This is a genomic window from Achromobacter sp. 1L-A-4-B-C2, from assembly GCF_057291955.1.
In genome coordinates this window covers 196,759-220,395 of record NZ_JBXAWP010000002.1, presented here as the reverse complement: position 1 = coordinate 220,395, position 23,637 = coordinate 196,759, and the positions used below count along the sequence as shown (strand labels likewise).

22 protein-coding genes, 1 pseudogene and 1 other annotated feature are annotated in these 23,637 nt (G+C 65.2%); of the genes and pseudogenes, 8 read left to right on the top strand and 15 right to left on the bottom strand.

What is annotated here, in order from left to right; translation table 11 throughout:
- Positions 1–4 precede the first annotated feature (4 nt).
- The 4 genes from AC0Z35_RS08370 to AC0Z35_RS08355 form a co-directional block, all read right to left on the bottom strand.
- Complete coding sequence (locus AC0Z35_RS08370) at positions 5–1,468, bottom strand: SulP family inorganic anion transporter (protein ID WP_485131760.1); 1,464 nt, start codon at positions 1,466–1,468, stop codon at positions 5–7.
- Between the two features lie 91 nt (positions 1,469–1,559).
- Positions 1,560–1,612 (bottom strand) — a sequence feature (sul1 is cis-regulatory element that is thought to sense ions involved in sulfur or methionine metabolism; They are found in Alphaproteobacteria).
- Between the two features lie 182 nt (positions 1,613–1,794).
- Entirely contained in the window at positions 1,795–2,733 is a 939-nt protein-coding gene (locus tag AC0Z35_RS08365; protein ID WP_485131759.1) for a c-type cytochrome, read from the bottom strand.
- Between the two features lie 2 nt (positions 2,734–2,735).
- Positions 2,736–4,502 carry a GMC family oxidoreductase gene (locus AC0Z35_RS08360; RefSeq protein WP_104145525.1) on the bottom strand — a complete coding sequence of 589 codons (1,767 nt, stop codon included), beginning with the start codon at positions 4,500–4,502 and terminating at the stop codon, positions 2,736–2,738.
- Complete coding sequence (locus tag AC0Z35_RS08355; RefSeq protein WP_120155558.1) at positions 4,495–5,289, bottom strand: gluconate 2-dehydrogenase subunit 3 family protein; 795 nt, start codon at positions 5,287–5,289, stop codon at positions 4,495–4,497. Before AC0Z35_RS08355 ends, AC0Z35_RS08360 begins: the two co-directional genes overlap by 8 nt.
- A 115-nt stretch (positions 5,290–5,404) precedes the next feature.
- Here AC0Z35_RS08355 and AC0Z35_RS08350 point away from each other — a divergent pair, with 115 nt between their 5' ends.
- Together AC0Z35_RS08350 and AC0Z35_RS08345 are read left to right on the top strand one after the other, a co-directional pair.
- On the top strand, positions 5,405–5,830 hold the full coding sequence (locus tag AC0Z35_RS08350) for a hypothetical protein (RefSeq protein WP_046805651.1): 426 nt from the start codon (positions 5,405–5,407) through the stop codon (positions 5,828–5,830).
- 476 nt (positions 5,831–6,306) lie between these two features.
- Positions 6,307–7,872, top strand: coding sequence for a TerC family protein (locus tag AC0Z35_RS08345; protein WP_046805652.1), 1,566 nt, complete (start codon positions 6,307–6,309; stop codon positions 7,870–7,872).
- Between the two features lie 70 nt (positions 7,873–7,942).
- On the opposite strand, the gene AC0Z35_RS08340 is transcribed toward AC0Z35_RS08345, so the two are convergent.
- The 3 genes from AC0Z35_RS08340 to AC0Z35_RS08330 form a co-directional block, all read right to left on the bottom strand.
- Entirely contained in the window at positions 7,943–8,353 is a 411-nt protein-coding gene (locus tag AC0Z35_RS08340) for a hypothetical protein (protein WP_046805653.1), read from the bottom strand.
- Positions 8,354–8,605: 252 nt separating this feature from the next.
- Entirely contained in the window at positions 8,606–9,223 is a 618-nt protein-coding gene (locus AC0Z35_RS08335) for an FMN-dependent NADH-azoreductase (protein WP_485131758.1), read from the bottom strand.
- The gene (locus AC0Z35_RS08330) at positions 9,220–9,666 is read right to left on the bottom strand and encodes a GNAT family N-acetyltransferase (RefSeq protein ID WP_104145520.1); all 447 of its coding nucleotides are present in this window, start codon (positions 9,664–9,666) and stop codon (positions 9,220–9,222) included. The genes AC0Z35_RS08335 and AC0Z35_RS08330 overlap by 4 nt, the downstream gene beginning before the upstream one ends.
- A 108-nt stretch (positions 9,667–9,774) precedes the next feature.
- Here AC0Z35_RS08330 and pdxR point away from each other — a divergent pair, with 108 nt between their 5' ends.
- Positions 9,775–11,196: a MocR-like pyridoxine biosynthesis transcription factor PdxR gene (gene pdxR, locus AC0Z35_RS08325; protein WP_485131757.1), complete on the top strand. Its 1,422-nt coding sequence runs from the start codon at positions 9,775–9,777 to the stop codon at positions 11,194–11,196.
- Between the two features lie 63 nt (positions 11,197–11,259).
- Here the strand turns inward: pdxR and AC0Z35_RS08320 are convergent.
- A pseudogene (locus AC0Z35_RS08320) lies at positions 11,260–11,738 on the bottom strand (carboxymuconolactone decarboxylase family protein).
- 208 nt (positions 11,739–11,946) lie between these two features.
- Between AC0Z35_RS08320 and chrA the strand changes: the two are divergent.
- Positions 11,947–13,203, top strand: a complete 1,257-nt coding sequence (gene chrA, locus AC0Z35_RS08315) for a chromate efflux transporter (RefSeq protein ID WP_485131756.1) — start codon at positions 11,947–11,949, stop codon at positions 13,201–13,203.
- 2 nt (positions 13,204–13,205) lie between these two features.
- Here the strand turns inward: chrA and AC0Z35_RS08310 are convergent, their stop codons facing one another.
- Together AC0Z35_RS08310 and AC0Z35_RS08305 are read right to left on the bottom strand one after the other, a co-directional pair.
- Positions 13,206–14,000 carry an enoyl-CoA hydratase gene (locus AC0Z35_RS08310; RefSeq protein ID WP_219992503.1) on the bottom strand — a complete coding sequence of 265 codons (795 nt, stop codon included), beginning with the start codon at positions 13,998–14,000 and terminating at the stop codon, positions 13,206–13,208.
- Between the two features lie 55 nt (positions 14,001–14,055).
- On the bottom strand, positions 14,056–15,252 hold the full coding sequence (locus tag AC0Z35_RS08305) for a multidrug effflux MFS transporter (protein WP_120155566.1): 1,197 nt from the start codon (positions 15,250–15,252) through the stop codon (positions 14,056–14,058).
- A gap of 205 nt (positions 15,253–15,457) precedes the next feature.
- Between AC0Z35_RS08305 and AC0Z35_RS08300 the strand changes: the two genes are divergently transcribed.
- A complete protein-coding gene (locus AC0Z35_RS08300) occupies positions 15,458–15,814 on the top strand; it encodes an Rdx family protein (RefSeq protein WP_104145515.1) in 357 nt (118 codons plus the stop codon).
- Between the two features lie 49 nt (positions 15,815–15,863).
- On the opposite strand, the gene AC0Z35_RS08295 is transcribed toward AC0Z35_RS08300, so the two are convergent.
- Entirely contained in the window at positions 15,864–17,105 is a 1,242-nt protein-coding gene (locus AC0Z35_RS08295) for an MFS transporter (protein ID WP_485131755.1), read from the bottom strand.
- Positions 17,106–17,224: 119 nt separating this feature from the next.
- Between AC0Z35_RS08295 and AC0Z35_RS08290 the strand changes: the two genes are divergently transcribed.
- Positions 17,225–17,710, top strand: a complete 486-nt coding sequence (locus tag AC0Z35_RS08290; RefSeq protein WP_120155574.1) for a MarR family winged helix-turn-helix transcriptional regulator — start codon at positions 17,225–17,227, stop codon at positions 17,708–17,710.
- 107 nt (positions 17,711–17,817) lie between these two features.
- On the opposite strand, the gene AC0Z35_RS08285 is transcribed toward AC0Z35_RS08290, so the two are convergent.
- Entirely contained in the window at positions 17,818–18,297 is a 480-nt protein-coding gene (locus AC0Z35_RS08285) for a nuclear transport factor 2 family protein (RefSeq protein ID WP_485131754.1), read from the bottom strand.
- Positions 18,294–18,920, bottom strand: a complete 627-nt coding sequence (locus tag AC0Z35_RS08280; protein ID WP_485131753.1) for a TetR/AcrR family transcriptional regulator — start codon at positions 18,918–18,920, stop codon at positions 18,294–18,296. Before AC0Z35_RS08280 ends, AC0Z35_RS08285 begins: the two co-directional genes overlap by 4 nt.
- Before the next feature lie 415 nt (positions 18,921–19,335).
- Between AC0Z35_RS08280 and AC0Z35_RS08275 the strand changes: the two genes are divergently transcribed.
- Both AC0Z35_RS08275 and AC0Z35_RS08270 read left to right on the top strand, forming a co-directional pair.
- On the top strand, positions 19,336–19,488 hold the full coding sequence (locus AC0Z35_RS08275; protein WP_162941212.1) for a hypothetical protein: 153 nt from the start codon (positions 19,336–19,338) through the stop codon (positions 19,486–19,488).
- A 280-nt stretch (positions 19,489–19,768) separates the two neighbouring features.
- Positions 19,769–20,431: a fused MFS/spermidine synthase gene (locus AC0Z35_RS08270; protein ID WP_255444215.1), complete on the top strand. Its 663-nt coding sequence runs from the start codon at positions 19,769–19,771 to the stop codon at positions 20,429–20,431.
- A gap of 103 nt (positions 20,432–20,534) precedes the next feature.
- Here AC0Z35_RS08270 and AC0Z35_RS08265 read toward each other — a convergent pair whose 3' ends face one another.
- Both AC0Z35_RS08265 and AC0Z35_RS08260 read right to left on the bottom strand, forming a co-directional pair.
- The gene (locus AC0Z35_RS08265) at positions 20,535–21,566 is read right to left on the bottom strand and encodes a porin (RefSeq protein ID WP_104145509.1); all 1,032 of its coding nucleotides are present in this window, start codon (positions 21,564–21,566) and stop codon (positions 20,535–20,537) included.
- 395 nt (positions 21,567–21,961) lie between these two features.
- Positions 21,962–23,512 (bottom strand): sensor domain-containing diguanylate cyclase, encoded by a 1,551-nt coding sequence (locus tag AC0Z35_RS08260; RefSeq protein ID WP_120155581.1) that lies wholly within the window; start codon positions 23,510–23,512, stop codon positions 21,962–21,964.
- Between the last annotated feature and the right edge of the window lie 125 nt (positions 23,513–23,637).

Sequence of the window (23,637 nt, the reverse complement as noted above, 5' to 3'; positions counted from 1 at the left end):
GCGATCAGTGCGCGCCCGGGGCCGGCGATGCGTACTTGCCGACCATCGTGGCGCTGGCCTCGTTCAGGCCGATCACCTCGACCGTCTTGCCCGCGCGCCGCAATTTGGCCACGGTTTTTTCCAGCGCATCCACGGCTGAGATGTCCCAGAAGTGCGCGCCGCCAAGGTCAATGACGACGGCCGGGGCGTCATCGTTGAAATCGATGGCATCGGCAAACCGGCCCGTCGACGCAAAGAACACCTGGCCCTGGTAGCGATAGACGCGGGCGGCGCGGTCGTCTGCCCGCTGTGACGTCACCGTCAGCAGGCCCTTGACCTTGCCGGCGAAGAACAGCCCGCTCAACACCACGCCGGTCAACACGCCGCGCGCCAGGTCGTGCGTCCACACCACCACCAGAACGGTGGCCAGCATGACCACGGACGATTGCCAGGGATGCGATGTCAGGTTGCGCAGCGAGCGCCAGTTGAACGTACCGATGGACACCATGATCATCACCGCCACCAGCGCCGGCATGGGAATGCGCGCCACCAGCGGGCCCAGCACCACAATCAAAAACAGTAGGAACGTTGCCGCCACAAAGGTGGACAAACGGGTGCGTCCGCCGGAACGCACGTTGATGACCGACTGCCCGATCATCGCGCAGCCGCCCATGCCGCCCAGAAAGCCCGTAACGATGTTGGCCATGCCCTGGCCCTTGCATTCGCGGCGCTTGTCGCTGGACGTGTCGGTCATGTCGTCCACGATCTGGGCGGTCATCATCGATTCCAGCAAGCCCACGGCCGCCATCGTCAGCGAATACGGCAGGATGATGCGCAGCGTGTCCAGCGTGAACGGCACGTCCGGCAGCGCGAACGAAGGCAGGGCGGAAGGCAGCTTGCCCATGTCGCCCACCGTGTTGACGTCCAGCCCCAGATAGATGGACACCGCCGTCATGGCGATGATGGCCACCAGCGGCGAAGGTATCACCTTGGTGAATCGCGGCAGCACATAGATGATTGCCAGGGACGCCGCCACCATCGCATACGCCACCCACGTCACGTGGGTCAGCTGCGGCAGCTGCGCCATGAAGATCAGAATGGCCAGCGCGTTGACGAAGCCGGTGACTACCGAACGCGACACGTACTGCATCAGCAGGTCCAGGCGCAACAGGCCCGCCACGATCTGCAACACGCCCATCAGCACCGAGGCCGCGAACAGATACGCGATGCCATGGTCGCGCACCAGCGGCACGACCAGCACGGCGATGGCCGCGGTGGCGGCCGAGATCATGGCGGGGCGACCGCCGGCAAAGGCGATGACCAGCGCGATCGAGAACGACGCGTACAAGCCCACGCTGGGATCAACGCCGGCAATGATGGAAAAGCCGATGGCCTCGGGGATCAGTGCCAGCGCAACGAGCACGCCCGCAAGAATATCGGCGCGGGGATTGGACAGCCAATCGCGGCGCAGCGTGGAAAACGAAAACATGGTTCAGCTAGCCTGAAGTCAGCAAGCGGTGGGGCGTCATCGTGCCCAGGGCCGATGCGGTAAGTTCCGGGCACGCACCGAAATTGCTTGAAGTTGTCCGGGGGATAGGCGCCCGGCCGAGCCACCCGGCATGCCGGGTCCACCAGGATCGCGGTAACGCGATCGCCGCGTCCATTGCAGACACGGCGGTGGGGATTGTACATGGACGGGCTTGCAGGGCGTTGCGGCGGCCAAAGGGGCCGCCGCCTGCGGCAACGTGCGGCAGCCTGCCGCAACCCGCCGCAACCCGCCGCAACCCCGGCGCCGCGAAAGGCAAGCTGCTGCGCTTACCGTTGCTGAGGCGCCGGCCCCGCGTAGTAGGCCGCCAACGCCTGTATCTCGGCGTCGGTCAGGCGTTGCGAAAAGGCGCGCATCACCCCGACGTCATCGTTTTGGCGCGAGCCGCTGCGAAACGCGTTCATCTGGTCGGTGAAGTACTCGCGTGATTGGCCGGCAAGCCTGGGTATCAGCGGCCCTTCGCCCATGCCGCGCAGGCCGTGGCAATTGGCGCAGGCGGGCAAGGCGCGTGCGCCGTCGCCTTGCACGTCCAGCTTGCGGGCGGCGTCACCGCCAAACTCGCCCACGTGCATGGGCGGCCCGGCCAGCGTGCCGTAGTACGCCGCCACTTGGCCGATTTCCTGCTCGGACAACGCGCGCGCCACGGTATTCATCAAGGGCTGTACTCGCGCGCCGCTGCGGAAATCGGCCAGTTGCTTGGCCAGGTATTCGCTGCTTAAGCCCGCCAGGTTGGGAAAGATGCCGCCCGACGGCGTGATGCCGGCTTGGCCGTGACAGGCCACGCAGGCTTGCACACCGGCGGCGGGTTTGCCGTTGGCGGCCAACTGCTTGCCGGCCGCCGGGTCGGCATCGCGCAGAAAGGTCTCCCATGCGGGGCGCGATGCGCTGAAGTCTAGCGCGCTGCGTCTTGGCACGGGCGCCGGGGGCTTGGGCGGGGCGGCAGCGGCCGTGGGCGCGGGTGCCGTGCCGGCTGCAGTGCCGGGGGTGGCGCCCGGTGTGGCGCCCGGTGCGCCCGGTGCGCCCGAGGCGGCCGGTGCGGTGGCGGGCGCCTGCGTGGCGGGTGGCGCCGATGCCGTCACGGCCCGGGCCCGGATCAGCCCGTCGCCGCCGGTGCCGATCATCTGGTGGGCCGTGGCAATCAGCGTGACCAGCGGTGGCGCCACGATCAGCAGCACGGCGATAGAGATGCCTTTGCGATGTTCAATCATGATCACACCAGCCGTCCCGGCGAACGCAGATAGTCCGCCTTGATTTTTTCCACGATCCAGTAGGCGGTGGCGCCCACGGTGCCCGTCGGGTTGTAGCCCGAGTTCTGCGGAAACAACGCCGCGCCGGTCACGAACACATTGGGCACGTCCCAGCTTTGCCCGTAGCGGTTGACCACGCTGGTTTCCGGGTTGTCGCCCATGGCCGCGCCACCGGTCAGGTGGGTGGACTGGTAGGCGGTGGCCGAGAACGGACGCTTGCGCGGACCGGGTTCGGTGCGCACGATGCCCTTCATGGCCTTCCCGATTTCATCGCCCTTGGCCGTCAGGAATGCCGACATGCGGATGTCGTTGTCCGGAAAATCGTACGTGACGCGCAACAGCGGCAGGCCCCAGGCGTCTTTGTAGGTGGGGTCCAGGCTGAGGTAGCCGCCGCGCCAGGGTTGGGCCGAGCCGGTGATGGTGATGGAGGCGGAATGGTTGTAGTAGCGCTTGACGGCCTTCTTCCAGTCGGCGCCCCAGGCCGGCGTGCCCTTGGGCGTGGGGTGGTAGCCGATGGGCGCGCCGCTGACCACCTGGATCTGCAAGTAGCCGCCGCCCACGAACCCGTGCGGGCCGTGGTCGAAATTGTCGGCGCTGAAGTCGTCCATGGTGACGGCCACCGCGCCCGCGCCCATGAAGGGGTTGATGTTGGTGGCTTCGTCAAAAAACAGGTTTACGCCCGACGTGGTCTGGTGCGTGTAGTTGCGGCCGACCACGCCGGTGTCGGTGACCGGGTCGTACGGTTTGCCGATGCCGGACAACAGCAACAGCCGCACGTTATTGATGCCAAAGGCGCACAGGACCACGATTTCGGCGGGCTGGAACACTTCTTCACCCGCCGCGTCTACATAGGTCACGCCGCGCGCGCGCTTTTTGTCGGGCGTGAGCTCTACGCGCAGCACGTGCGCGCCGGTGCGGATTTCGAAGTTCTCCATCTTCAGCGCCACGGGCAGGATGCACACCTGGGGCGAGGCCTTGGCGAAATGTTCACAGCCGAAGTTTGAGCAGAAGCCGCAATACACGCACGCGCTCATGTGCAGCCCTTCGGAATTGACGTAGGGGCGGGTACAGAGCGCCGAGGGTTGCACGTAGGGGTGATAGCCCAGCCCGCGCGCCGCTTCGCCGAACAGCGCCGGGGCGTAGGGCACTTTCATCGGCGGGTTGGGGTAGGGGCGCGAGCGCCACGGCTCGAACGGGTTGCCGCCTTCCTGCTTCTGGCCCTTGATGTTGCCCGCCTGGCCCGACGCACCGATCAGGTAGTCGTAGCGGTCGAAGTACGGTTCCAGCTCGTCGTAGCTGACCGGCCAGTCCTGGCAGGTCAGTTCCTTGTCGAAGATGTTTGCGCCATATCGTTCGGTGTAGTGGCTGCGGATGCGAAAGTCGGTGGGGTCGAAGCGGTAGTACGCGCCCGACCAGTGGTTGCCCGCGCCGCCTAAGTGCGTGCCCGGGTAGGCGAATTGCCAGCGCCGCATCGGCAACGCCTTCTGGTCGGTGTTATTGCGGAACGTGAAGGTTTCTGTGGCCGCGTCCTGGTGCAGTTCGTGGCGGCGCGTGTACTTCAGTTCATCGTGGACGTTGGGGCCCTGGAAGTCCGGCGACGGCCAGCGTGCCTGCCCCCGTTCCAGCACCACCACTTTTTGTTTTGCGGCGGCCAGTTCCTTGCCGATGATCGACCCCGTCCAGCCGCCGCCGATGATGGCGACGTCCACGGGAGGTAATGTTTTAGCCATGCTGATCTCCCGGTTTCATCGTGTGTCCGCGTGCGTTCGCGATGGATACGGGCTTGCCCGCCCAGATCACGCCGTGGCGTTCGATGTCGTTGGAAAACGAGGCATAGGCGCCGGGGAAGCCCACCAGCTTCCACCCGACCATGTCGGCGTTGCCGCCGTAAAGCGGATCGGAAAAAAAGCCTTCAATGGTGGCATCCAGCACGGCCTGGAAAAACACGTCGGAAGGCAAGGGGGAGAAGTCTGCCTTGCCGCCCTGCAAATCATGAAGCCAGGCGTCCTGCCTGGCTTCGTCGAGTTCCGCGTAAGGTTTGCCGTCTTGTTTGCGCGCGGCGGCATCCAGCGCGGCCAGTCCGCGCCGGAACATTTCGGCGGGCGTGAAAGAAAGCTGGTAGCCCTGTTCAGGCGTGCCTTTTTCAAAGGGGCCCTGGCGGTAGAACTGGCTGCCCGCGCCCCAGGCACCGGCCAGTTGTCCGTCAATGAAGAAGGTGACGCCGGCTTCCTTGGCGCCAGGGCCCAGCTCATCGGCGGGGATCAGGCGCGCCGCGATGGCGTCCATCGTTTTCGCTTCCTCTGCGTTGAAAAATTGCAGGGTGCGAGGGGCGGACGGCGAGATGGCCGCCTGGCCTTCGGGGTTGCCCGCTGCCGGGGCTGGCGCGGTCGGCGCGCCGACCGCCTTGGCGGCCCAGGCCGCACCGGGCACGCCCACGGCCAAGGCCTTGAGCAAGCCGCGTCGGCCGGCAACCGGCTGATCGTCTGCGGGTAAGTCCTTAGGGGATTGATCGTCCATGCATCACTCCAGTGTCAGGGCAGGCACGCTACTTGCCCATGAGTTCAAAGAGATCCGTACAAAATCGTTATCCGCTGGCGCGTAGTTTGTCACTGTTTTCAACTGGGAGACAACGATGAAAAGCCACAAACTGCTACTGCTGTGCGCCATGTTGGCGACGCTGCCCTGGCAGGCCACCACCGCCCAAACGTCGCAAACCACCCTGGTTGCGCAGGCGGCCCCGCCACCTTCCATGCCCATGCCCACCGCTGACGAAAAGACGGCGCCCGCCAATGCCATCGGCAAGCCGGTGCCGGGCGCGCAATCCGAGGACCAGAAAAAAATGCCGTCGACTGAAGAAACCACCAAGAAGCCCGATCGCGGCGCCAAGGACTCGAATGCCCCGCCCAAGGGCGAACCGGATTCGCGCCAGAAGGCGCCCGCATCCGGCACCCATAGTGGCAAACCGGTGCCCGGCGGCAAGGCGGGCGCGCCCGACAACGCGGGCATGCCGGGGGCCGGCGCCACGTCCGGCTCGGGCGGCGGCGCGGACACGCGCTGAGCCATCTGGCAGGGGTCGCGCACCGCTGCGCGGGCGCCGTCGCGTCTGCCGCTTGCGCGACAGGGGCGCGTGCCGCGGCCTGTGTAGACGCGGCTTGTGCAACGTGCTTCGTTGCGCGCGGGGCGGTTGCGGCCATCTGAGGGAATCCAACTTTCAGGTATCATTCAGCTTCCTGTAAGAACGAGAGTTCGGCGGTGTACGCGATAAAGGTTTGCTCAAGCAGCCTCGCGGACGCGGCCTTTTATGACTGAAGACCCGCCTCCTAGCAGGGCGCCTTGGCGCCCACCTTTTCTTCCTGCCACAAGACCGGCCGCCCGACTCCATCGGCGCGCTCAGCCGGCTTGCATCGCGCGCGCCACGCCGCAAATAGCGTGCCGCGCACCGCCGGGCCGCAACCAATCCCCCTTGATTGACCACGCTTTCCCTACTCAGGGCGGCGCCATCTCGCGCGCCCACCCGACACTTGCGGATCAACAATGATTTTTGACTGGATGAACGACCCCACCGCCTGGCTTGGCCTGGCGACGCTGGTGGTACTTGAAATTGTTCTGGGCATCGACAACCTGGTCTTCATCGCCATCCTGGCCGACAAGCTGCCGCCCGAGCAGCGCAACCGCGCGCGCCTGATCGGGCTGAGCCTGGCGCTGGTGATGCGGCTGGGCTTGCTGGCCAGCATCGCGTGGGTCGTGACGCTGACCGAGCCGCTGTTCACCGTGCTGGGCAGCGAGATCTCCGGGCGCGACCTGATCCTGATCCTGGGCGGCCTGTTCCTGCTGTTCAAGGGCACGATGGAACTGCATGAACGCGTCGAGGGCAGCGCGGGCCATGAGTCCGGCCAGAAGCCGCAGCACGCCATCTTCTGGCAGGTGATTTTGCAGATCGTGGTGCTGGACGCCGTGTTCTCGCTGGACTCGGTGATTACCGCCGTGGGCATGGTGCAGGAACTGAGCATCATGATGATCGCCGTGGTGGTCGCGATGGCCGTGATGATGGTGGCCAGCCGCCCCTTGATGGCCTTTGTGGGCCGCCACCCGACCGTGGTCATCCTGTGCCTGGGCCTGTTGCTGATGATCGGTTTCAGCCTGGTCGCCGAAGGCCTGAACTTCCACGTGCCGAAGGGCTATCTATACGCGGCGATTGGCTTTTCCATCTTGATCGAGCTGTGCAATCAGTTGGCCCGGCGCAATCGCGTGAAGGGAACCCATGCGCTGGGCCGCCGCCAACGCACGGCGCAAGCGGTTCTGCGCCTGCTGCGCGCCGGCCGTAGCGGCCAGCCCGGCCAGCCCGGTCAGCAGGCCGACGACATGGCGGCGCTGGTGGATGGTGTGGGCGACGAGCCCGCGTTCGCGCCCGAGGAAAGCTCCATGATTGAACGGGTGCTGTCGGTAGGCGCGCACGACGTGCGTTCCATCATGGTGCCGCGCGGCGACATGACCTGGCTGGATGTGGCCGACACGCCCGAGGCGGTGGTGCGCAAATTCGCCACCGGCCATTCGCGTCTGCCGCTATGCGCGGGCGATGCGTCCAATGTATTGGGCGTGCTGCATTTCAAGGACGTGATGCCGCTGTTGCGCAACCCCGGGCCTATCGACCTGGTGGACCTGGCGCGCGAGCCGCGCTACGTCATGGAAACCACGCCGGTGTTGAAGATTCTTGAAGAGCTGCGCGCCTCGCGCGACCACATGTTGATCGTGGTGGACGAGCACGGCGTGTGCGAAGGCCTGGTCACGCCGATGGACGTCTTGACGGCCGTGGGCGGCGAACTGCCGGAGCACAGCGAAGACCAGCCCGAAGCCTTGCAGCTGTCCGACGGCTCGTGGTTGCTGGAAGGCGGCTTGTCGGTGGGCGAGGCCGCGCGGCTGCTGAACACCCCGGGCCTGGTGGACGAATACCCCGATGCCACCTTGGCCGGATGCCTGCTGCGCGCGGCGGGCCGCTTGCCCGATGCCGGCGACACGATCCGCATGCATGAATGGACCTTCGAAATCACCCGCCGCGACGGCCTGCGCCTGCATCAAGTGCATGCGCGGCCGGACCTGTGAACACCTGTGCCCGCCGTGACGCCCGCAACGCGGACCGCGCGGGTCGGTATGCCGGCGGCCACGACTGCCGCTAACTGCACACGCGGCGCCACGGGGCGATGCCGCGTGGCGGGCAGTAGCCGGCGCACGGGGTAGCGATCGACGTGCCGCTTTGGCAGCGTTGTTCGGGCGCCTTGTCGCCGTAGGGCACGGTGCCCTGGCAGTCGCAGCTGGCCAGGCCCGCACCGGAAGGCAGCTTGCGTGGCACGTCGACGGGCGCGGCCGCCGCAACGTCGTCGGCGGCATTGTCATCGGCCTCCACCACGGCGCGCACCTTCGCCGCCGCCATGTTGCAGGCCTTGGCAATGGCCTTGACCGATTTTCCCTCGTCGGACAGAGACAATATTTTCTTGTCGCTGCATGCGGCCTGGGACGGCGGCGACAGTCCTACGAATAGAGCAAGCACGATCAATGCCCGAAACAAGGGCTGGCGCCAGGTCATACGCGTCTCCAGCAGGGAACTTCGGAGGGGCTGCTACGTCTGGCGCCCGATGATCCGATGGCCAAGGCGGGGGCTTGGACATGGGGCGCCCTGGCGTGCGGCCTAGCGTAGTGCCGGCGTTTCCGCGCTGTCAATGCGACCCGATTAAATAGGCGGACGTGGCCAAAGGGCTTGGTAAACAAGCACTTATGAAGAATCACCACGTTGCGCCCGGTCGTCTGATGCGCCTGATCGGGCAATGGGATGAACGGACTAGGCGGCCATGGGATGCGCGGCGATGGCGGCTTGGGCCGATGCGCGCGCGGCCTGCAATGCCGCGTCGCCGCGCGCCGTGCCCTGCACCGAGAAAAACGTCACGTTCTTCAAGCCTATCGTGCCCAGCACATGCGTCAGGTACGGCGTCAGGAAGTCCGGCTGGCGCGCCGCCTCGCCAGAGAATTCTCCCCCCGACGACACCGCCACATACACGGGCCGGTCCGGCAAGTTGCCGATCTTGCCCTCGGGCGTGATGCGAAACGTGCTGCGCACGCGCACCACGTGATCGATCCAGACTTTCAACGCCGCCGACACCGTGAAGTTGTGCATGGGCGTGGCGATGACGATGTGGGTGGCCTGGCGCAACGCGTCGATCAGTTCGCTGGACTGGCGCAACGCGCCGCGCGCCAGCACGTCGTCGGCGGGGTCCACGGGCGAGCTCAACGCGGCGGCGTAATCGTCATCGACGTTGGGCAGGCGGGTAGCGTCGATGTCGATGACGGCGGGCGCGGCATCGCCAGACACCCTGAGCAGCCGTTCAATGATGTGTTGCGACAAGCGGTGGCTTTCCGATGCCCGGCCGCGCGGGCTGCAATGAATGTGAAGAATGCTCATGCGGTGACGGCGTCCAGGTTCTTGGAAAAGTGCAGGGCGGTGCTTAGCAGGCCCTGGCGGAAGTAAAAGCGTTGGGCCAGGGAATTGGCAAGGCCCGTATCCAGCACCAGCTTGGCGCAACCGGCCTGGCGCGCAATGTCGTCCAGGGCGCTCAACAGGCGCGCGCCCCAGCGACCGCCGCGACGCGTGTCGTCCACGATCAGGTCGTCCACGTACACGAAACGTCCGTAGATCAGGTTTTCCTGGAAGCGGTAGCCGGCCAGCGCCACCGCCTGTCCGGCGTCGATACCGGCAAGCAGCCGATAGCCCTGGCCGCGCATGCGGTCGATGCGAGCGACAAAGTCGTCGGCGTGGGCAAGGTGCGGGCGCAACTGGCGCATCAAGGGCAGGCAGGCGCGCAGGTCGGCGTCGGTGTCAATGTGATTCAGGTCGGGGTCGGTCATGGCATGGGTAATCGGCATAGGAGTGTTGGGGCCATCAAATGTCAGCCGTCATCGTAGAAACCCCATGCCATAATTTGAAGAGCCATAAATTGAACTTTGGACTATGCCATGATCAGCCGCCCCGATGCCTTGCCGCCGCTACGCGCCGGCGATTCCGACCCGCTGTATCGGCAGGTCTATGAGCGGTTTCGCAGCGGCATCGCCGAGGGCACGCTCAAGCCCGGCGACCGCATTCCGTCGGCTCGCGCGCTGGCCAAGGAAATGGGCGTGGCGCGCGGCACCATCGAAGTGGCGTATTCGCTGCTGAGCGCCGAGGGCTACATCCAGGCGCGCGGCCAAGCCGGCACCATCGTCGCGCCTGACTTGCAGCCCCTTGCCGCCGCACCCGCCGCCGTCGCCCCGGTGCAGGCCGCCGACGACGACCACGGCTGGCATCGGCCGGCGCGCATCCTGCCGTTTCAGATGGGCATCCCGGCGCTGGACGCGTTTCCGCGCAAGTTGTGGGCGCGATTGGGCGCGCGCGAACTGCGCAGCCTGCAAGCGCCCGACCTGTCCTATCCGCCCGCCGATGGGCTGGCAAGCCTGCGCACGGCGCTTGCCGCCTATCTGCGCGTGGCGCGCGGCATTCATTGCCAGCCGGCCCAGGTGTACATCACGTCCGGCTACAACTTCACGATGCAACTCATCATCCAGGCGCTGCTGACGCCGGGCGATCGTGTGTGGGTGGAAGACCCCGGCTATCCGCCCACGCGGGCGCTGCTGGCGCAGGCGGGCCTGGAGGCGGTGCCGATACCGGTGGACGCGGATGGCCTCATGGTGGCGGAAGGACTGGCGCGCGCGGACCTGGCCCAGGCCGCGGTGGTGACCCCCGCCCACCAAAGTCCGCTGTCGATGTCTTTGTCGTTGCCCCGGCGGCAAGCGTTGCTGGACTGGGCCGAACGCCGTCACGCCTGGATTGTGGAAGACGATTACGACGGGGAATACCGCTACGTCAGCCGCCCGCTGCCCGCGCTGAAAAGCCTGGATGCGCAGGGGCGGGTGCTGTATGCGGGGTCGTTCAGCAAGGTGCTGTTTCCCGGGATGCGGCTGGCATATCTGGTGGTGCCCCCGGCGCAGGTACCGCGCTTTGACCGCATCAGCCGCCTGCTGTCGGGCGGCGCGGCGGCGTTCAACCAAGCCATCTTGACGGCCTTCATCACCGAAGGGCATTTCGGCCGCCACATCCAGCGCATGCGGCGCCTATACAGCGAACGGCGCACGGCTACCGCGCGGGGCCTGAGCGCGGCGCTGGGCTCGCGCATGCGGATCGAACCTCAGCCGGGCGGCATGCATCTGGTGGCGCGCATGGACGCCGGGCAGCGCGATCAGCCGCTGGCCGCCCGCATGTTGGAACAGGAGCTGTACGCGCACCCGCTGTCCAGATGGTCCACGCTGCCGGATCCGCAACCCGGCCTGCTGCTGGGCTTCACCAATATCGTTTCGGAGAGTCAGGCGTACGACTATGGCCTGCAAATCCGCGCGTTGATGTAGTGGGTATAGGCGCCTATTGCAGACCTTGAGGTCTTTGCAGGTATGCCGGGCGGCGCCCAGCGTTCAGTTGAGCCCAGCCTTGTCCAGCCCGAATGCGGCGTCGGCCGAGCCGGGCACGGTACGAAACGCCACGTTCAAACGGTTCCAGCCGTTGATGGCAACGATACGGAAGGTCAGGTCCGAGATTTCCGCTTCCGATAATTGCTCGCGCACATGGCTGTACACCGGGTCGGGCACGCCATGCGGGGGCAGGGTGGTCAGCGCCTCGGTCCATGCCAGCGCAGCCCGCTCGCGCGCCGAGAACAATGTCGATTCGCGCCAGATGGCCACATGGTGCAGACGCAGTTCGCGTTCGCCGTGCAGCTTGGCCTGCTTGACGTGCATGTCCAGGCAAAAGCCGCAGCCATTGATTTGCGACGCGCGGATATCGACCAGATCGCCAAACTCCTCGATGACGGGCACTTTTTTCATTGCCGCGCTGAAGTCCATGTACTTCTGGACAGTTCCGCGGACACCTGGAAGTAATTCAACCGCTGGCTCATAGGCCTACCTTTTAAGACGCTGTTAGGGAAAGGGAATCAGGAAGCCGTAGGATGCGGTAGATTGGTCCAGCCAGAAAGTGCCATAAATGATGTTTAGTTCTAGGCCATGCGGGCGGCACGCCTGGCCCTTGAAACACGCGCGCGCCCCGGCTATAAGCTTGATCCAGGGGCGGAAACCCGGCGCCCCGACCGACTTAGAAGCCACCTCATGCCGCACCCCCCATCACACGACGAACACGTCGCAAACAAGCCCGCCACCCATGAACGCGAGGAGGCGGCGCGCGGGTCCTGTCTGGAGGTCTTTCTGGTGTTCCTGCGCCTGGGGCTGACTTCGTTCGGTGGTCCGGTGGCGCACCTGGCTTACTTTCGTACGGAGTTTGTCGACCGCCGCCATTGGCTGGACGATTACGCCTATTCCGACCTGGTCGCCTTGTGCCAATTCCTGCCGGGGCCGGCAAGCAGCCAGGTCGGCATGGCAATCGGCCTGCGCCGCGCGGGCTGGATGGGCATGCTGGCCGCATGGCTGGCGTTCACGCTGCCCACGGCCGTTGCGCTGATCGGCTTTGCGATGGGCCTGGCGCATTTTGGATGGCTGTCGGGGTCAGCCGTCATACACGGCCTGAAGATCGCGGCGGTGGCCATCGTGGCCCAGGCCGTGTGGGGCATGGGCCGCACACTGTGTCCCGATCGCGCGCGCGCCGGCCTGGCCGTGGCCGCCGCCTTGATTACCGTCGTATTGCCCAGCGCGTGGGGCCAGATCGGTGCCATCTTGCTGGGTGTCGTCGTGGGGGTGGCCGTGCTGCAATTGCCGCCCCGGCCGATCCTGGCCAACCCTGCCGACGCCGTGTCGCGCGCCGCCGCCTATGTGGCGCTGACCCTGTTCGTGGCATTGCTGGCGGGCTTGCCGATATGGGCGGCCATGTCGGATTCGGCGGCGGCCGCGCAGCTTGCCGGGTTTTATCGCGCGGGGGCTTTGGTGTTTGGCGGCGGGCACGTGGTGCTGCCGCTGTTGGAATCAACGGCGGTGTCCGGCGGCATGGTTTCCAGTGCGGACTTCCTGGCCGGGTACGGGGCAGCGCAAGCCATGCCCGGGCCGCTGTTCGGTTTCGCTGCTTTTCTGGGCGCATTGTCCACCGGCCCGCTGACGGGCTGGGTCGGCGGCCTGGTGCTGTTGGCCGCCATTTTTCTGCCGGGCGCCTTGCTGGTCGTGGGCGCCTTGCCTTTCTGGGAAAGCCTGCGGCGCCGGCCCGGCGTACGCAACATGCTGGCCGGCGTGAACGCCAGCGTCGTGGGCATATTGCTGGCCGCGCTGTATGACCCGGTGTGGACCAGCGCCATTGTGAACAAGGCCGATTTCGGCCTTGCCTTGCTGCTGTTCGCGTTGCTGGTCTATGCCCGCTGGTCCGCCGTGTGGGTGGTGTTGCTGGCGGCGGCGGGCGGTTGGGCGCTGGCCTTTCTGGCCTAAGCCTAAGCCTGCCAGCGTGGCGCGCGCTTTTGCAGGAAGGCGTCGATGCCTTCGGACGCGTCCGCTTCCATCATGTTGCGCGCCATGACGTCGCCCGCGTAATCGTAGGCGTCGCCCAAGGCCATCTGGCGCTGCTTGTAGAACATCTGCTTGCCGTAGCGGATGGCGCTGGGGCTCTTGGCCAGGATGTCGGCCGCCAGGGCGTTGACGCGCGCGTCCAGCTCGGCCTCGGGCACGGCGTCGTTGATCAAGCCCCAGTCCTTGGCCTGCGCGGCATCGATGAAGCGGGCAGTGACCAGCATTTCAAAGGCGCGCTTGGCCGACACATTGCGGCTGAGCGCCACCGCCGGCGTTGAACAAAACAGACCCACGTTGATGCCGGACACGGCAAATCGCGCGGAGTCGGCCGCCACCGCCAGGTCGCAACTGGCGACCAATTGGCAACCGGCCGCCGTCGCAATGCCTTGCACCTTGGCGATGACGGGCACGGGCAAGGCCTGCAAACCCTGCATGACGCGGCTGCATTGGCGGAACAGCGCACGGTAGTAATCCAGGCTGGGCTGGCTGCGCATCTCGCGCAGGTCGTGGCCCGCGCAGAAGGCCCGGCCCGCGGATTCCAGCACCACGCAACGCACGGTGGCGTCGCCCGCCAAGTCGTCGATCTGTTCCTGCAAGGCGGTCAGCAAGCCTTCGGACAAGGCGTTAAATTGCGCGGGGCGGTTCAGGCGCAGCGTCACCACGCCGTCGGTCGACGTGCGCAACAGCAGGGCGTCGTTGTTCTGGGAATCCGGGGCCATGTCGTTTCCAGGAAGGTCGATTCCTGGATACTAGCGCAAGCCCCCGCGCGTCGGTTCAGCCGCGCAGCCGCCGCGCAATAGCGGGAGACAGCAAGAGCAAGGGCAGGACGATGACCGCGCCGATCAGGGCCATCGCCGCTTGCGGCGCCACGCCGGTGTCCAGCAACACGGTGGCCACAATGGCCGACCCGCTCATCTGGAACAAGCCATACACGGCGGCGGCCGTGCCGGCGCGTTCGGCGAACGGCTCTAGCGCCAGGCTCAAGCCCGACCCCAAGGCCAGCGAGAAGCCCACCGTCAGCACGGCAACCGGCAGCATGAACACCCAGGCTGCTTGCGGTATCCACCACCAGGCGGCGGCATGCATGGCCGATGCCAGCAGCAGCGCCACCATGCCGACCCGCACCATCGTATGGCGCCCAAAGCGCGCAATGAAGGTGGGCGCCAGGAAGAACGCCGCGATGTTGATGGCGGCATTGCCGCCGAACCAGGCCGAGAAGCCCAGCTCGGAATAGCCCAACTGCTGCACCAGCACCACGGGCGCGGCCGATACGAACACCAGGATCATTGCCATGCCCGCCATGCCGAACATGGCGAAGTACAGGAAGCGTCCGCTGGACACGATGGGCAGGTACCGGCGCAGGCTGTAGAGCGCGCCGCGCGGGCCGCTGGGCGGCACGCGTGTTTCTTCAAAGCGGCGTGCCAACAGCACCATCAGGCCCAGCGCAAACAGCACCATAAACACAAACGTGCTGCGCCAGCCCGCATGCACCGCCAGCGCACCGCCCAGCATCGGCGCCAACGCCGGCACGGAGCACAGTGCACCGTTCAAATAGCTGTAGACGCGCGCGCCCACGGCAGGGCTGAAACGGTCACGCACCGCGGCAAAAGCCACCAGTGAAGCCGAACAGGCTCCCAGGCCCTGGATCACCCGCGCCACATAGAACACATCAAGGGATGTCGCGGCCGCACCCAGCGCCGATCCGGCCAGATACGCCAACGCGCCGCCCAGCGCGACGGGTCGCCTGCCATAGCGGTCGGCCAAGGGCCCGATCAGCATCTGGCCCAGGCCCACCGCGAAGATGAACAGCGTAATGCTGGCCTGCAACGCGCTGACGGGTTCACCAAACCCGGCGGCCATGGCGGGCAGCGAAGGCAGGTAGATATCGATGCCCATCGGCGTGAGCGTGACCAGGCCCATCAACAGGCCGATCAGCCAGCGTTGGCTGGAGGAAGATGCAGCAGACTTCATGGCAAGACTCTGGGCGCATTGCACACCCGGGAAAACCCGACATTATCCATGAATGCCGCATGCAGCAGGGGCGGATGTGGGATGCATGCGCGACGCGTGTAGGGCGCATGTGGAGCGGCGCATGTGGCGCGCGTGTGGGACGTGTTTGGAGACGCACGCAGGTGCATCTGGCGACTTTGCCAGGCCGGGCATAGAATATTTCGCCATGAGCACACCGGCCTTCCGACCCCGCATCGTCATCCTTTACTGCACCCAGTGCCAGTGGCTGCTGCGTGCCGCCTGGATGGCGCAAGAACTGTTGTCCACCTTTTCCACCGATCTGGGCGAAGTGGTATTGCAGCCCGGCACCGGTGGCATATTCCAGATCACCTACAACGGCGACCTGATCTGGGATAGAAAAGGCGACGGCGGCTTCCCAGAGGCCAAGATCTTGAAGCAGCGCGTGCGCGACCGCCTGGATCCCACGCGCCCGCTGGGCCATATTGACGGCCCCACCGCGGGCAGGTTGGCAGGCCCTTTGGCCGACCCCTTGGCCGACCCCGCCATCACGCCGGACGACTAGTCCGCCGCACCACGCGCCGCCCGGGAAGTGCGGCGCCGCGCTGATATCGTCATGCCTTGCCGTTCCCGTGAGGCGGGCGCAGCCGCGCGGCGATGGCGAACAAGATCAGGCAGATGCCGGCCATCAGCATCCAGGCCGGCCGCAGCCCTGAAAGATGCTGACGGATCACGCCCGCCACGAACGGGAACAGGGCGGCGATCAAGTAGCCCACGCCCTGCACGAAAGAGGCCAGCCGACCCGCCTGCGCAGGCGTGGACGCATGGTCCAGCGTGACGATCAGCGACAGCGGAAACAGCGCGCCGATGCCCAGCCCGGCCAGCACGGCGGCAGGCCACGCCAGCAAGACGGGCGCGAAAATCAGCCCCAACAAACCCAGCGTCAGCAAACCGATGGCCGTAAACAGCGCCACCCGGCGGTCGCGCAGCCGGCCGATTGCCGCCGACACCAGCAAGCCGGCCACGATCTCGGCCACCGTCACGGCGCCCAGCAGTTGTCCGGCCGACACCGGCGTCCAGCCCAAGGCCGTGTAATAGGGCGGCAGCCAGGCCAGCACCAGCGTGTAGGCACCGGTGCCCAGGCCGAAGAACACCGCCAGCAACCACCGGTGCGAACGCCCGGAGGCCGGTTGGCCCGCCGCGTTCGTCGCGTTCGCCGCCTTCGTCGCGTTCGTCGGGTTCATCGCGTTCGCCGCCTTCGTCGCCTTCGTCGCCTTCGTCGCCAACGGAGCGACGGCACCCAATCGGTACACCAGCAGCCAGCACAGCAAAGCCGCCGCCGCGGGCACGGACCAGGCCGCCAATGCCTGAGGCCAGCCCACACGCTCGGCCAGGACGGGCGAAGCCACGCTGGCCACGGCCGCGCCGCCCATGATGGCGGTGGAATACAGGCCCATGATGGCGCTGACGCCGGACGAGAATTGCGCCTTGATGGTGTAGGGCAGCAGCGCCTGCGTCACCGCGATGCCCAGCCCGGCGATAACGCCCGTCAGCAACATCAAGTTGGCGTCATGGGCCCACAGGCGGCATGCGGTGGCCGCCATCACCAGCGCTACGCCGACGGCGATGGCGTGGTGTTCGCGCATCATGCGGCGCAGTGGCGCGACGCTCAATGCGCCCAGGCCCATCACAAATACGGGCAGCGCCGTCAACAGGCCGGCCGCACTGTCGGATAGCGCAATAGCGGCTTGCAACCGGTCCAGCAAAGGGGGAACGGAGGCCAGGACGGGGCGCAGGTTCAAGCCCACCAGGATGATGGCGGCAACGCGCCAGGCGTTCAAATAAGTCGATGACACAACAGCTCCGTGGGCGGCGGCATGCACGGCGGGAGTTGCCGCAATGCCGTCCGGTAAAGTATCTTGGCGTCAAGATATTTGGATTTTATCTTGACGTCAAGATAAATGGAGAGAGAACCGTGGACAGAGCAAGCCGTGCCGTCGAGCAATGGAACCGTGAACGCCCCGAGCTGGACGTATCAACGATGCGTGTGCTGGGGCGTTTGGGCGAATGCGCGCTGGTGATCACGCGCGACCGCATCAACCCGCTATTTGCTGAATTTGGCCTACAGCCGGGTGAATTCGATGTGTTGGCCACCTTGCGCCGTAGTGGCAAGCCGTACGCGCTGACCCCGACGGCGCTTTACGAAGACGCCATGATTTCGTCGGGCAGCATGACCAACCGCATCGATCGCCTGGAGAAGGCGGGCCTGGTGGCCCGCACGCCCAGCCCCAACGACGGCCGCGCCACCTTGGTGATGCTGACGCGCGCCGGCATCAAGCTGATCGACGAGGCGCTGGTGGCCCACCTGAAAAATCAGGCCGACGTGCTGGCGCCGTTGACGCAGGCTGAACAGGAGCAGCTGAGCCGCCTGCTGGGAAAGTTGCTGAAGGCGTATGAGTGATTGCGATGAATGATTGCGATGAATGATTGCGATGGAGCAGGGCGCGGGCGGGTAGCGGATTGCGCCCGGGGGACAGGCGCCCGGGTGCCCCGCCCGCAATGCTCTTGTCAAAGCCCCAATTCGGATAAGCCGGGGTGGTCATCCGGACGGCGGCCCAGCGGCCAGCGGAATTTTCGGTCGGCGTCTTTGATCGGCAAGTCGTTGATGCAGGCGTAACGATGCGTCATGAGCCCGTCTTCGCCGAACTCCCAGTTTTCATTGCCGTATGAGCGAAACCAGTTGCCGGAATCGTCATGCCATTCATAGGCGTAACGCACGGCGATGCGGTTGCCGGTGTAGGCCCACAGCTCCTTGATCAGGCGGTAGTCCAGTTCTTTCGCCCATTTACGCGCCAGGAAGGCGCGAGCCTCGTCGCGGTTCTTGACGAATTCCGCGCGGTTGCGCCACTGCGTCTCCAGGCTATAGGCCAGCGCCACCTTGTCGGGGTCGCGGCTGTTCCAGCCGTCTTCGGCCAGCCGGACTTTTTGCACGGCGCTCTGGTGCGTGAAAGGCGGCAGCGGCGGGCGGACATTGGGTTGGGATGTCATGGGCGAACCTCTTGTGGGGGGAAAAGGGCGGCGGCGGCGCGTTGCGCAGTGGCGGTCACGGACACGTCGCCCGTGACCAGCGCCACGGCGATAGCGCCGTCGATCAGTACCAGCAGTTGTCGCGCGGCTTCGTCCGGGTCGGCCAGGCCGGCCCGTTGCGCCAGGCCGCGTACATGGTCCAGCAAACGGGCTTTGTGCAGCCGCGACACCTGGCGGATGGGATTGGCCGGATCGCTGATTTCGCCTGCCGCGTTGATGAAGGCGCACCCGCGAAAGCCGTCGGACTCAAACCATTCTTGCAGCGCGTCGAAGAGGGACAACAGTCGGTCGCGCGGCGCGTCGGCCCGCGTGGTGGCGTGGACGAACCACTGCATCCAGCGTTCATCGCGCGCGGCCAGCGCCGCAGCCACCAGCGCGTCCTTATTGGGATAGTGCTTGTACAGGGTCTTGCGCGCCACGCCCGAGGTTTTCACGATGAGATCCATACCGGTGGCATGGATGCCGCCTTGGTAGATCAAATGTTCCGTGGCGCGCAGCAGCCGTTCCTGCGTCTGCGTCATGGGTTCGGGGGTGGTGACAGCGGCGGCGGCGGTCGAAGAGGGCACGTCCAAACTGGAGTTCATTGCGGAGAACGATCATTCTGCGTGGGATTCAGGAATCGTAGAACGGTCATTCTCAAGCGTCAAGCTTTATGGCTTATTCCATTATCTGCTTGCTTTTTCACTGATAAATATGTTAAGATCTTTTAATTGCCAGCCAAAATAAACCAACGCTGAAAAAAACCAAGAACAACTAAAAACAACCGTTGCAGGAATTTTTGGCCGGCAAACTTATTTTGCTTTTTGTTTTGCATTGCCCCCGTTTGAATGCCCCGGCTGACGCAGCAGTTTTTGCCTAAGCCATCCAGTAGTACCCCGCGCAAGACTACGCAGTACCTTGCGCACCCACCCCGCAATTACCGGGCATTCTTGGCACGCTTGAACCCGTGGTGCATTGCTTTGGCGGGAAAGCCACGCACCCACGCATAGGAGAACGCTCATGTCGCATCAACTGGTTGGTAAAAAGTGGCGCTTCGAGGTTCCGCCCCTGAACTGGACGGCCCCTGACGCGAACAAGGAATCGGAAATCGATTCCATCGACGCGGATTCCGAAACCTCTGAAGACAGCGATACGTCGCGGTCATCCAAGTAGTTCTTCTAGCTGCGCCCGCCTACGCGGGCGTAGTTCTTGCCTAGCAAACACCCAGACGGCGCGCCTTGTGTGCGCCGTTTGAACGTGTAGCGCGCGACTTTCTCTTCCCCCTTTTGCCCGACTTCCGTCAACGCCTTGCCGCGTCGGCGGCTTTTCGTTTGGGCGCAAGCGTCGCACGCAGCATCACCTCTTTGCCAGTGAGCCTGGAATGCCTGAAAACACTTCGAGCAATCATCAAGTCCGACCTTTCGTGTATGCCACGTCGACGTCACGGTCATTGATGTTTTCGCACTCTGAGATCCAAAGCCGCATGTGGACGAAAGACCCGGCGGCGCTCAATCTGGAATACACCCGGATCATGATGGCGTTCTTGCTGTTCAACCCGAACCCTCGTCGCATCGCGATGGTGGGGCTGGGCGGCGGATCGTTGGCCAAATTCTGCTACCAGCATCTGCCGTCCGCGCGCATCGACGTCTACGAAATCAACCCGCATGTCATCGCCTTGCGCGATTCCTTCCATGTGCCGCGCGACGACGACCGCTTTGCGGTGCTGCAAGGCGACGGTGCGGAATTGATTCGGCAATATCAAAACGAGTACGACGCGGTGCTGGTCGATGGCTATGACATCAATGGCCTGCCGACGCAGCTGACGACCGACGCCTTCTATGAAGCCTGCTTCAACGCCCTGGCACCCGACGGCATGATGGTGTGCAACTTCCATGCCTCGAACTTTCAGTTCAGCACGTACCTGGGTCGCATCAAGAAGCAGTTCCTGGGCTCGGTCATCGAAGTCAGCGATACGTCTTGCGCGCACAGCATCGTCTTCGCGTGCCGGGGCGACACCCTTAAACGGCGCACGGGCCTGCCCAAGCGCAAGCCCGACGGCATGAGCGCCGACATGTGGCTATGCCTGTCGCCCACGTACTGGCCAATGCTGGTCTAGCGCCCGCGCTTGTCGGCCATGCTGTAGCCCGCTGCCCCAGCCACTTTCGCGGCTGGGGCAGCGCTGTTAACCAAGTCCGGCAGGCTGCCGGGCAGGGTAGCGCTTAGAAGTGGTGGCGGATGCCCACCACTGATTGCAGGGTATGGGACTGGTTGCGGTCCACGCGGTCCAGCAGCGCGTAGAAGTTCGTGCGCTTGGACAGATCATGTTCGTAGCCCAGGCCCCAGCCCTTGATGTGCGAGCTGGTGGCGCGCTGGTAGGCAGCCAACACCTTGCTGCTGCCGCTGACCGGAACGCTGACGCCGCCCACGAAGGTATTGACGCGGCGTACGCCCGCCGACGGCCCCACGTTCGGATTGCGCAGATTGCCGTAGCCGGCATGCAACTTCATCCAATCGAAGTCGTACGCGGCGGCCAGCTGTACGTTGCGCGAGGTCAGCTTGCCCGGCACGCTGGCGTCCGGATTCAAATACTCATAGGTCAGCGCGGTGGACAAAGGCCCGTCGCGATAACGCAGGCCGGCGGTCCAGACGCGGTCGTGGTTGGCGGTGGAGAATTGATCGTTGTCGTGCGCCTCGAAGCTGTAGCCCACGCCTGCCTGCCATCCCGCCCAGACGGGCGTGCGATAGATAAAGGCGTTATTGACGCGGCCACCGGTGCCGAAGTCGCCGTCGTTGTAGCCCGACGTGACGGATGCCGACGCGCCGCCCCACGAGGTGCCGAAGGGCGAGGCGATGCCGCCCCAGCTGTCGCTGAGGACCTGCTGGCGGCCCGCGCGCAATTCCCCAAAATCACCCCGCAGGCCCAGATACGCCCAGCGTCCGAACAGCCGGCCTTGCGCCTGCGTGCCGTCCGAAGCGTGAAACCCGCTTTCAAGCCGGAAGAAGGCGCTGTAGCCGTTGCCCAGGTCTTCGACGCCGCGCAGGCCCCAGCGTGACCCGGATTGCGTGCCGTCGCGCATGCCCACATGCGAGCGCGACGCGCTTTCGGCGTTGTCATGCCGGCGTTCAAAGGCCAGGCCCAGATCGATGACGCCATACAGCGTGACGCTGGTGGTGGAAGCGTGGGCCATGCCGCCCGTCAAGGCGGCCAATGCGACGGCCAGCGCACCGCGCTTGATGCTTGCTGCTTTCATGAGTACCCCTGGTTTTATGTTGTGTTGCGTTGGACAAAAGGCTCCCCGGCGGCCGGCCAAAAGGCGGGTCGCTAAGGACGTGGAAAGCGCGTGGAAAGAACGCCGCGTGAACACGACGGCAAGCGCAGAAAAACCCGGAACGCGTTCGCCGTCAGCGGCTAGTCATTAACATCGCAATGACCATGGCGCATTATGGTGAGCGTCGCCGCGTAATCAAATAAGACGACTACGAATATGAGTGTCAGGGGGGCAGCATGAATGTCGTCTTTGCCCTTAAGCAGGACGAAATCAGCGCAAGAAAACAACGACCGTGGCAGACACGGTCGTCAAATCAGGATGCGTTGCGCATCCTGGGTCCGGTGCGAAGCCCCGCGGGGCGGGGCAAGCCCGGCGCCTTACGCGCCGTGCACAACCACCCGGTTCCGTCCTTCCGCCTTGGCCGCATACAGCGCGGCGTCGGCCGCCTGGAAAACCTGCGCGACATCGCCGACAGAGGTGCGCCATTGCGCCACGCCGGCCGACACGGTAACGCCGCCCACGCCGGACACAGGCTGGCCGGCCGTGTGCTTGCGCAGGCGCTCGGCCACGTTGGCCGCTTCTTTCACGCCCACATTCGGCAGCAGCATCAAGAATTCTTCCCCGCCGCTGCGGCAAAGCACGTCTGACGGACGCGAACATTGCCGCATCAGGTCGGCCATGCCGCGTATCACCTCGTCGCCCTTGGGGTGGCCGTATGTATCGTTCACGCGCTTGAAGTGGTCGATGTCCAGCGCCACCACCGTGAAGGGCGTGCCGGCGGTTTGCAGATGGTCCACCGCCTCCTGCATGCCGCGCCGGTTGCGTAGCGCGGTCAGCGGGTCGGTCATATTGGCCTGGTTCAGCTTGCCGATTTTGTCCTGCAGGCTTGAAATGCTGGACATCACCGCGCGCTTGAGCCGTTCCGCCTCGAAGTACCAGGCCCTGACCGACTGCACGCGCTGCATGGCGATGGCCACGTCGTGGTGTTCCACATTGGTGGCCAGTTGCGACAGGGGCAGGGAGATCAGCCGGGCACACCACCAGATGGCCAGCAGGAACGCCACGGCCAGGGGCGCCGCGTAGCCGATCAATGCCCAGATCAGTTCGTATATCGGCTCCAGCGTCACCTCGGCGGGGCGTTGCGCGATGATGCCCCATCCGCTTAGCGGTTCCGGCGCGTAGCCCGCCAGCATGTCCACGCCCTTGGTGTTGACGACGCGTTGCGAGCCCGCTTTGCCTTGGGTGACGGCCGCGACGACCGGATTGCGCATCACGTTTTCGCCGACCCGGGTCGAGTCGACGTGATAGATCAGGTGGCCGTCGCTATCCACCACGAACAGATATGAACCGTCCAGGTAATGATGCTTGCCCAGCAGCTGTTGCAGCGCGCTGTCGTTGCGCAGGTAGATGGTGCCCGCAATGTAGCCCAGGTATTTGCCGTCATTGGAATAGATGGGGTGCGACAGGTTGACCAGCATGTTGCCGGCGACTGACACATACGGCTTGCTGATCAGCGGCTGTCGTGCGCGCAGCGCGGCGCGAGTCCCCGGGCTGTCCAGCCGGGTGCCCAGAAAGTTCCGGAACGTCTGCGTGGTAGCCAGCAGGGTGCCGTCCGCGCTGATGACGCCGACCGAGTTGAAGTCGTTGGCCTGTTCCTGCAAGCGCGCGACTTCGGCGGCCAGCACATCGGGCGCGTCAACCTGCGTTGCCAGGTGCCGCGCGCTGTAGGCCAGCTGCTGTTGAGCCGACTTCAGAAAATTCGTGGTGCTTTCGGCCAGCTTGGCCGCGTAGACCCGGTTGGACTCCAGCGTGTTCGTGATGAGCTGGTCGCGCTGCACCAGGTAGCTGGCGTACAGGGCATTGGCAGTGGCCGCGATGGCGCTAAGGACGGTAAGCGCAAGCACAAGCCCGCGTAGATTGATTCGCATGGAGTTTTGGTTAGGCGGGAATCAGGGAAGGACAATGGGCGACAGGGCAACGACGGCGCGACGGTGACGCGCGATGCGGGTGGCTGGTAGCGCAACCCGAGGTTTACGGCAAAAGCGGCGGGCAT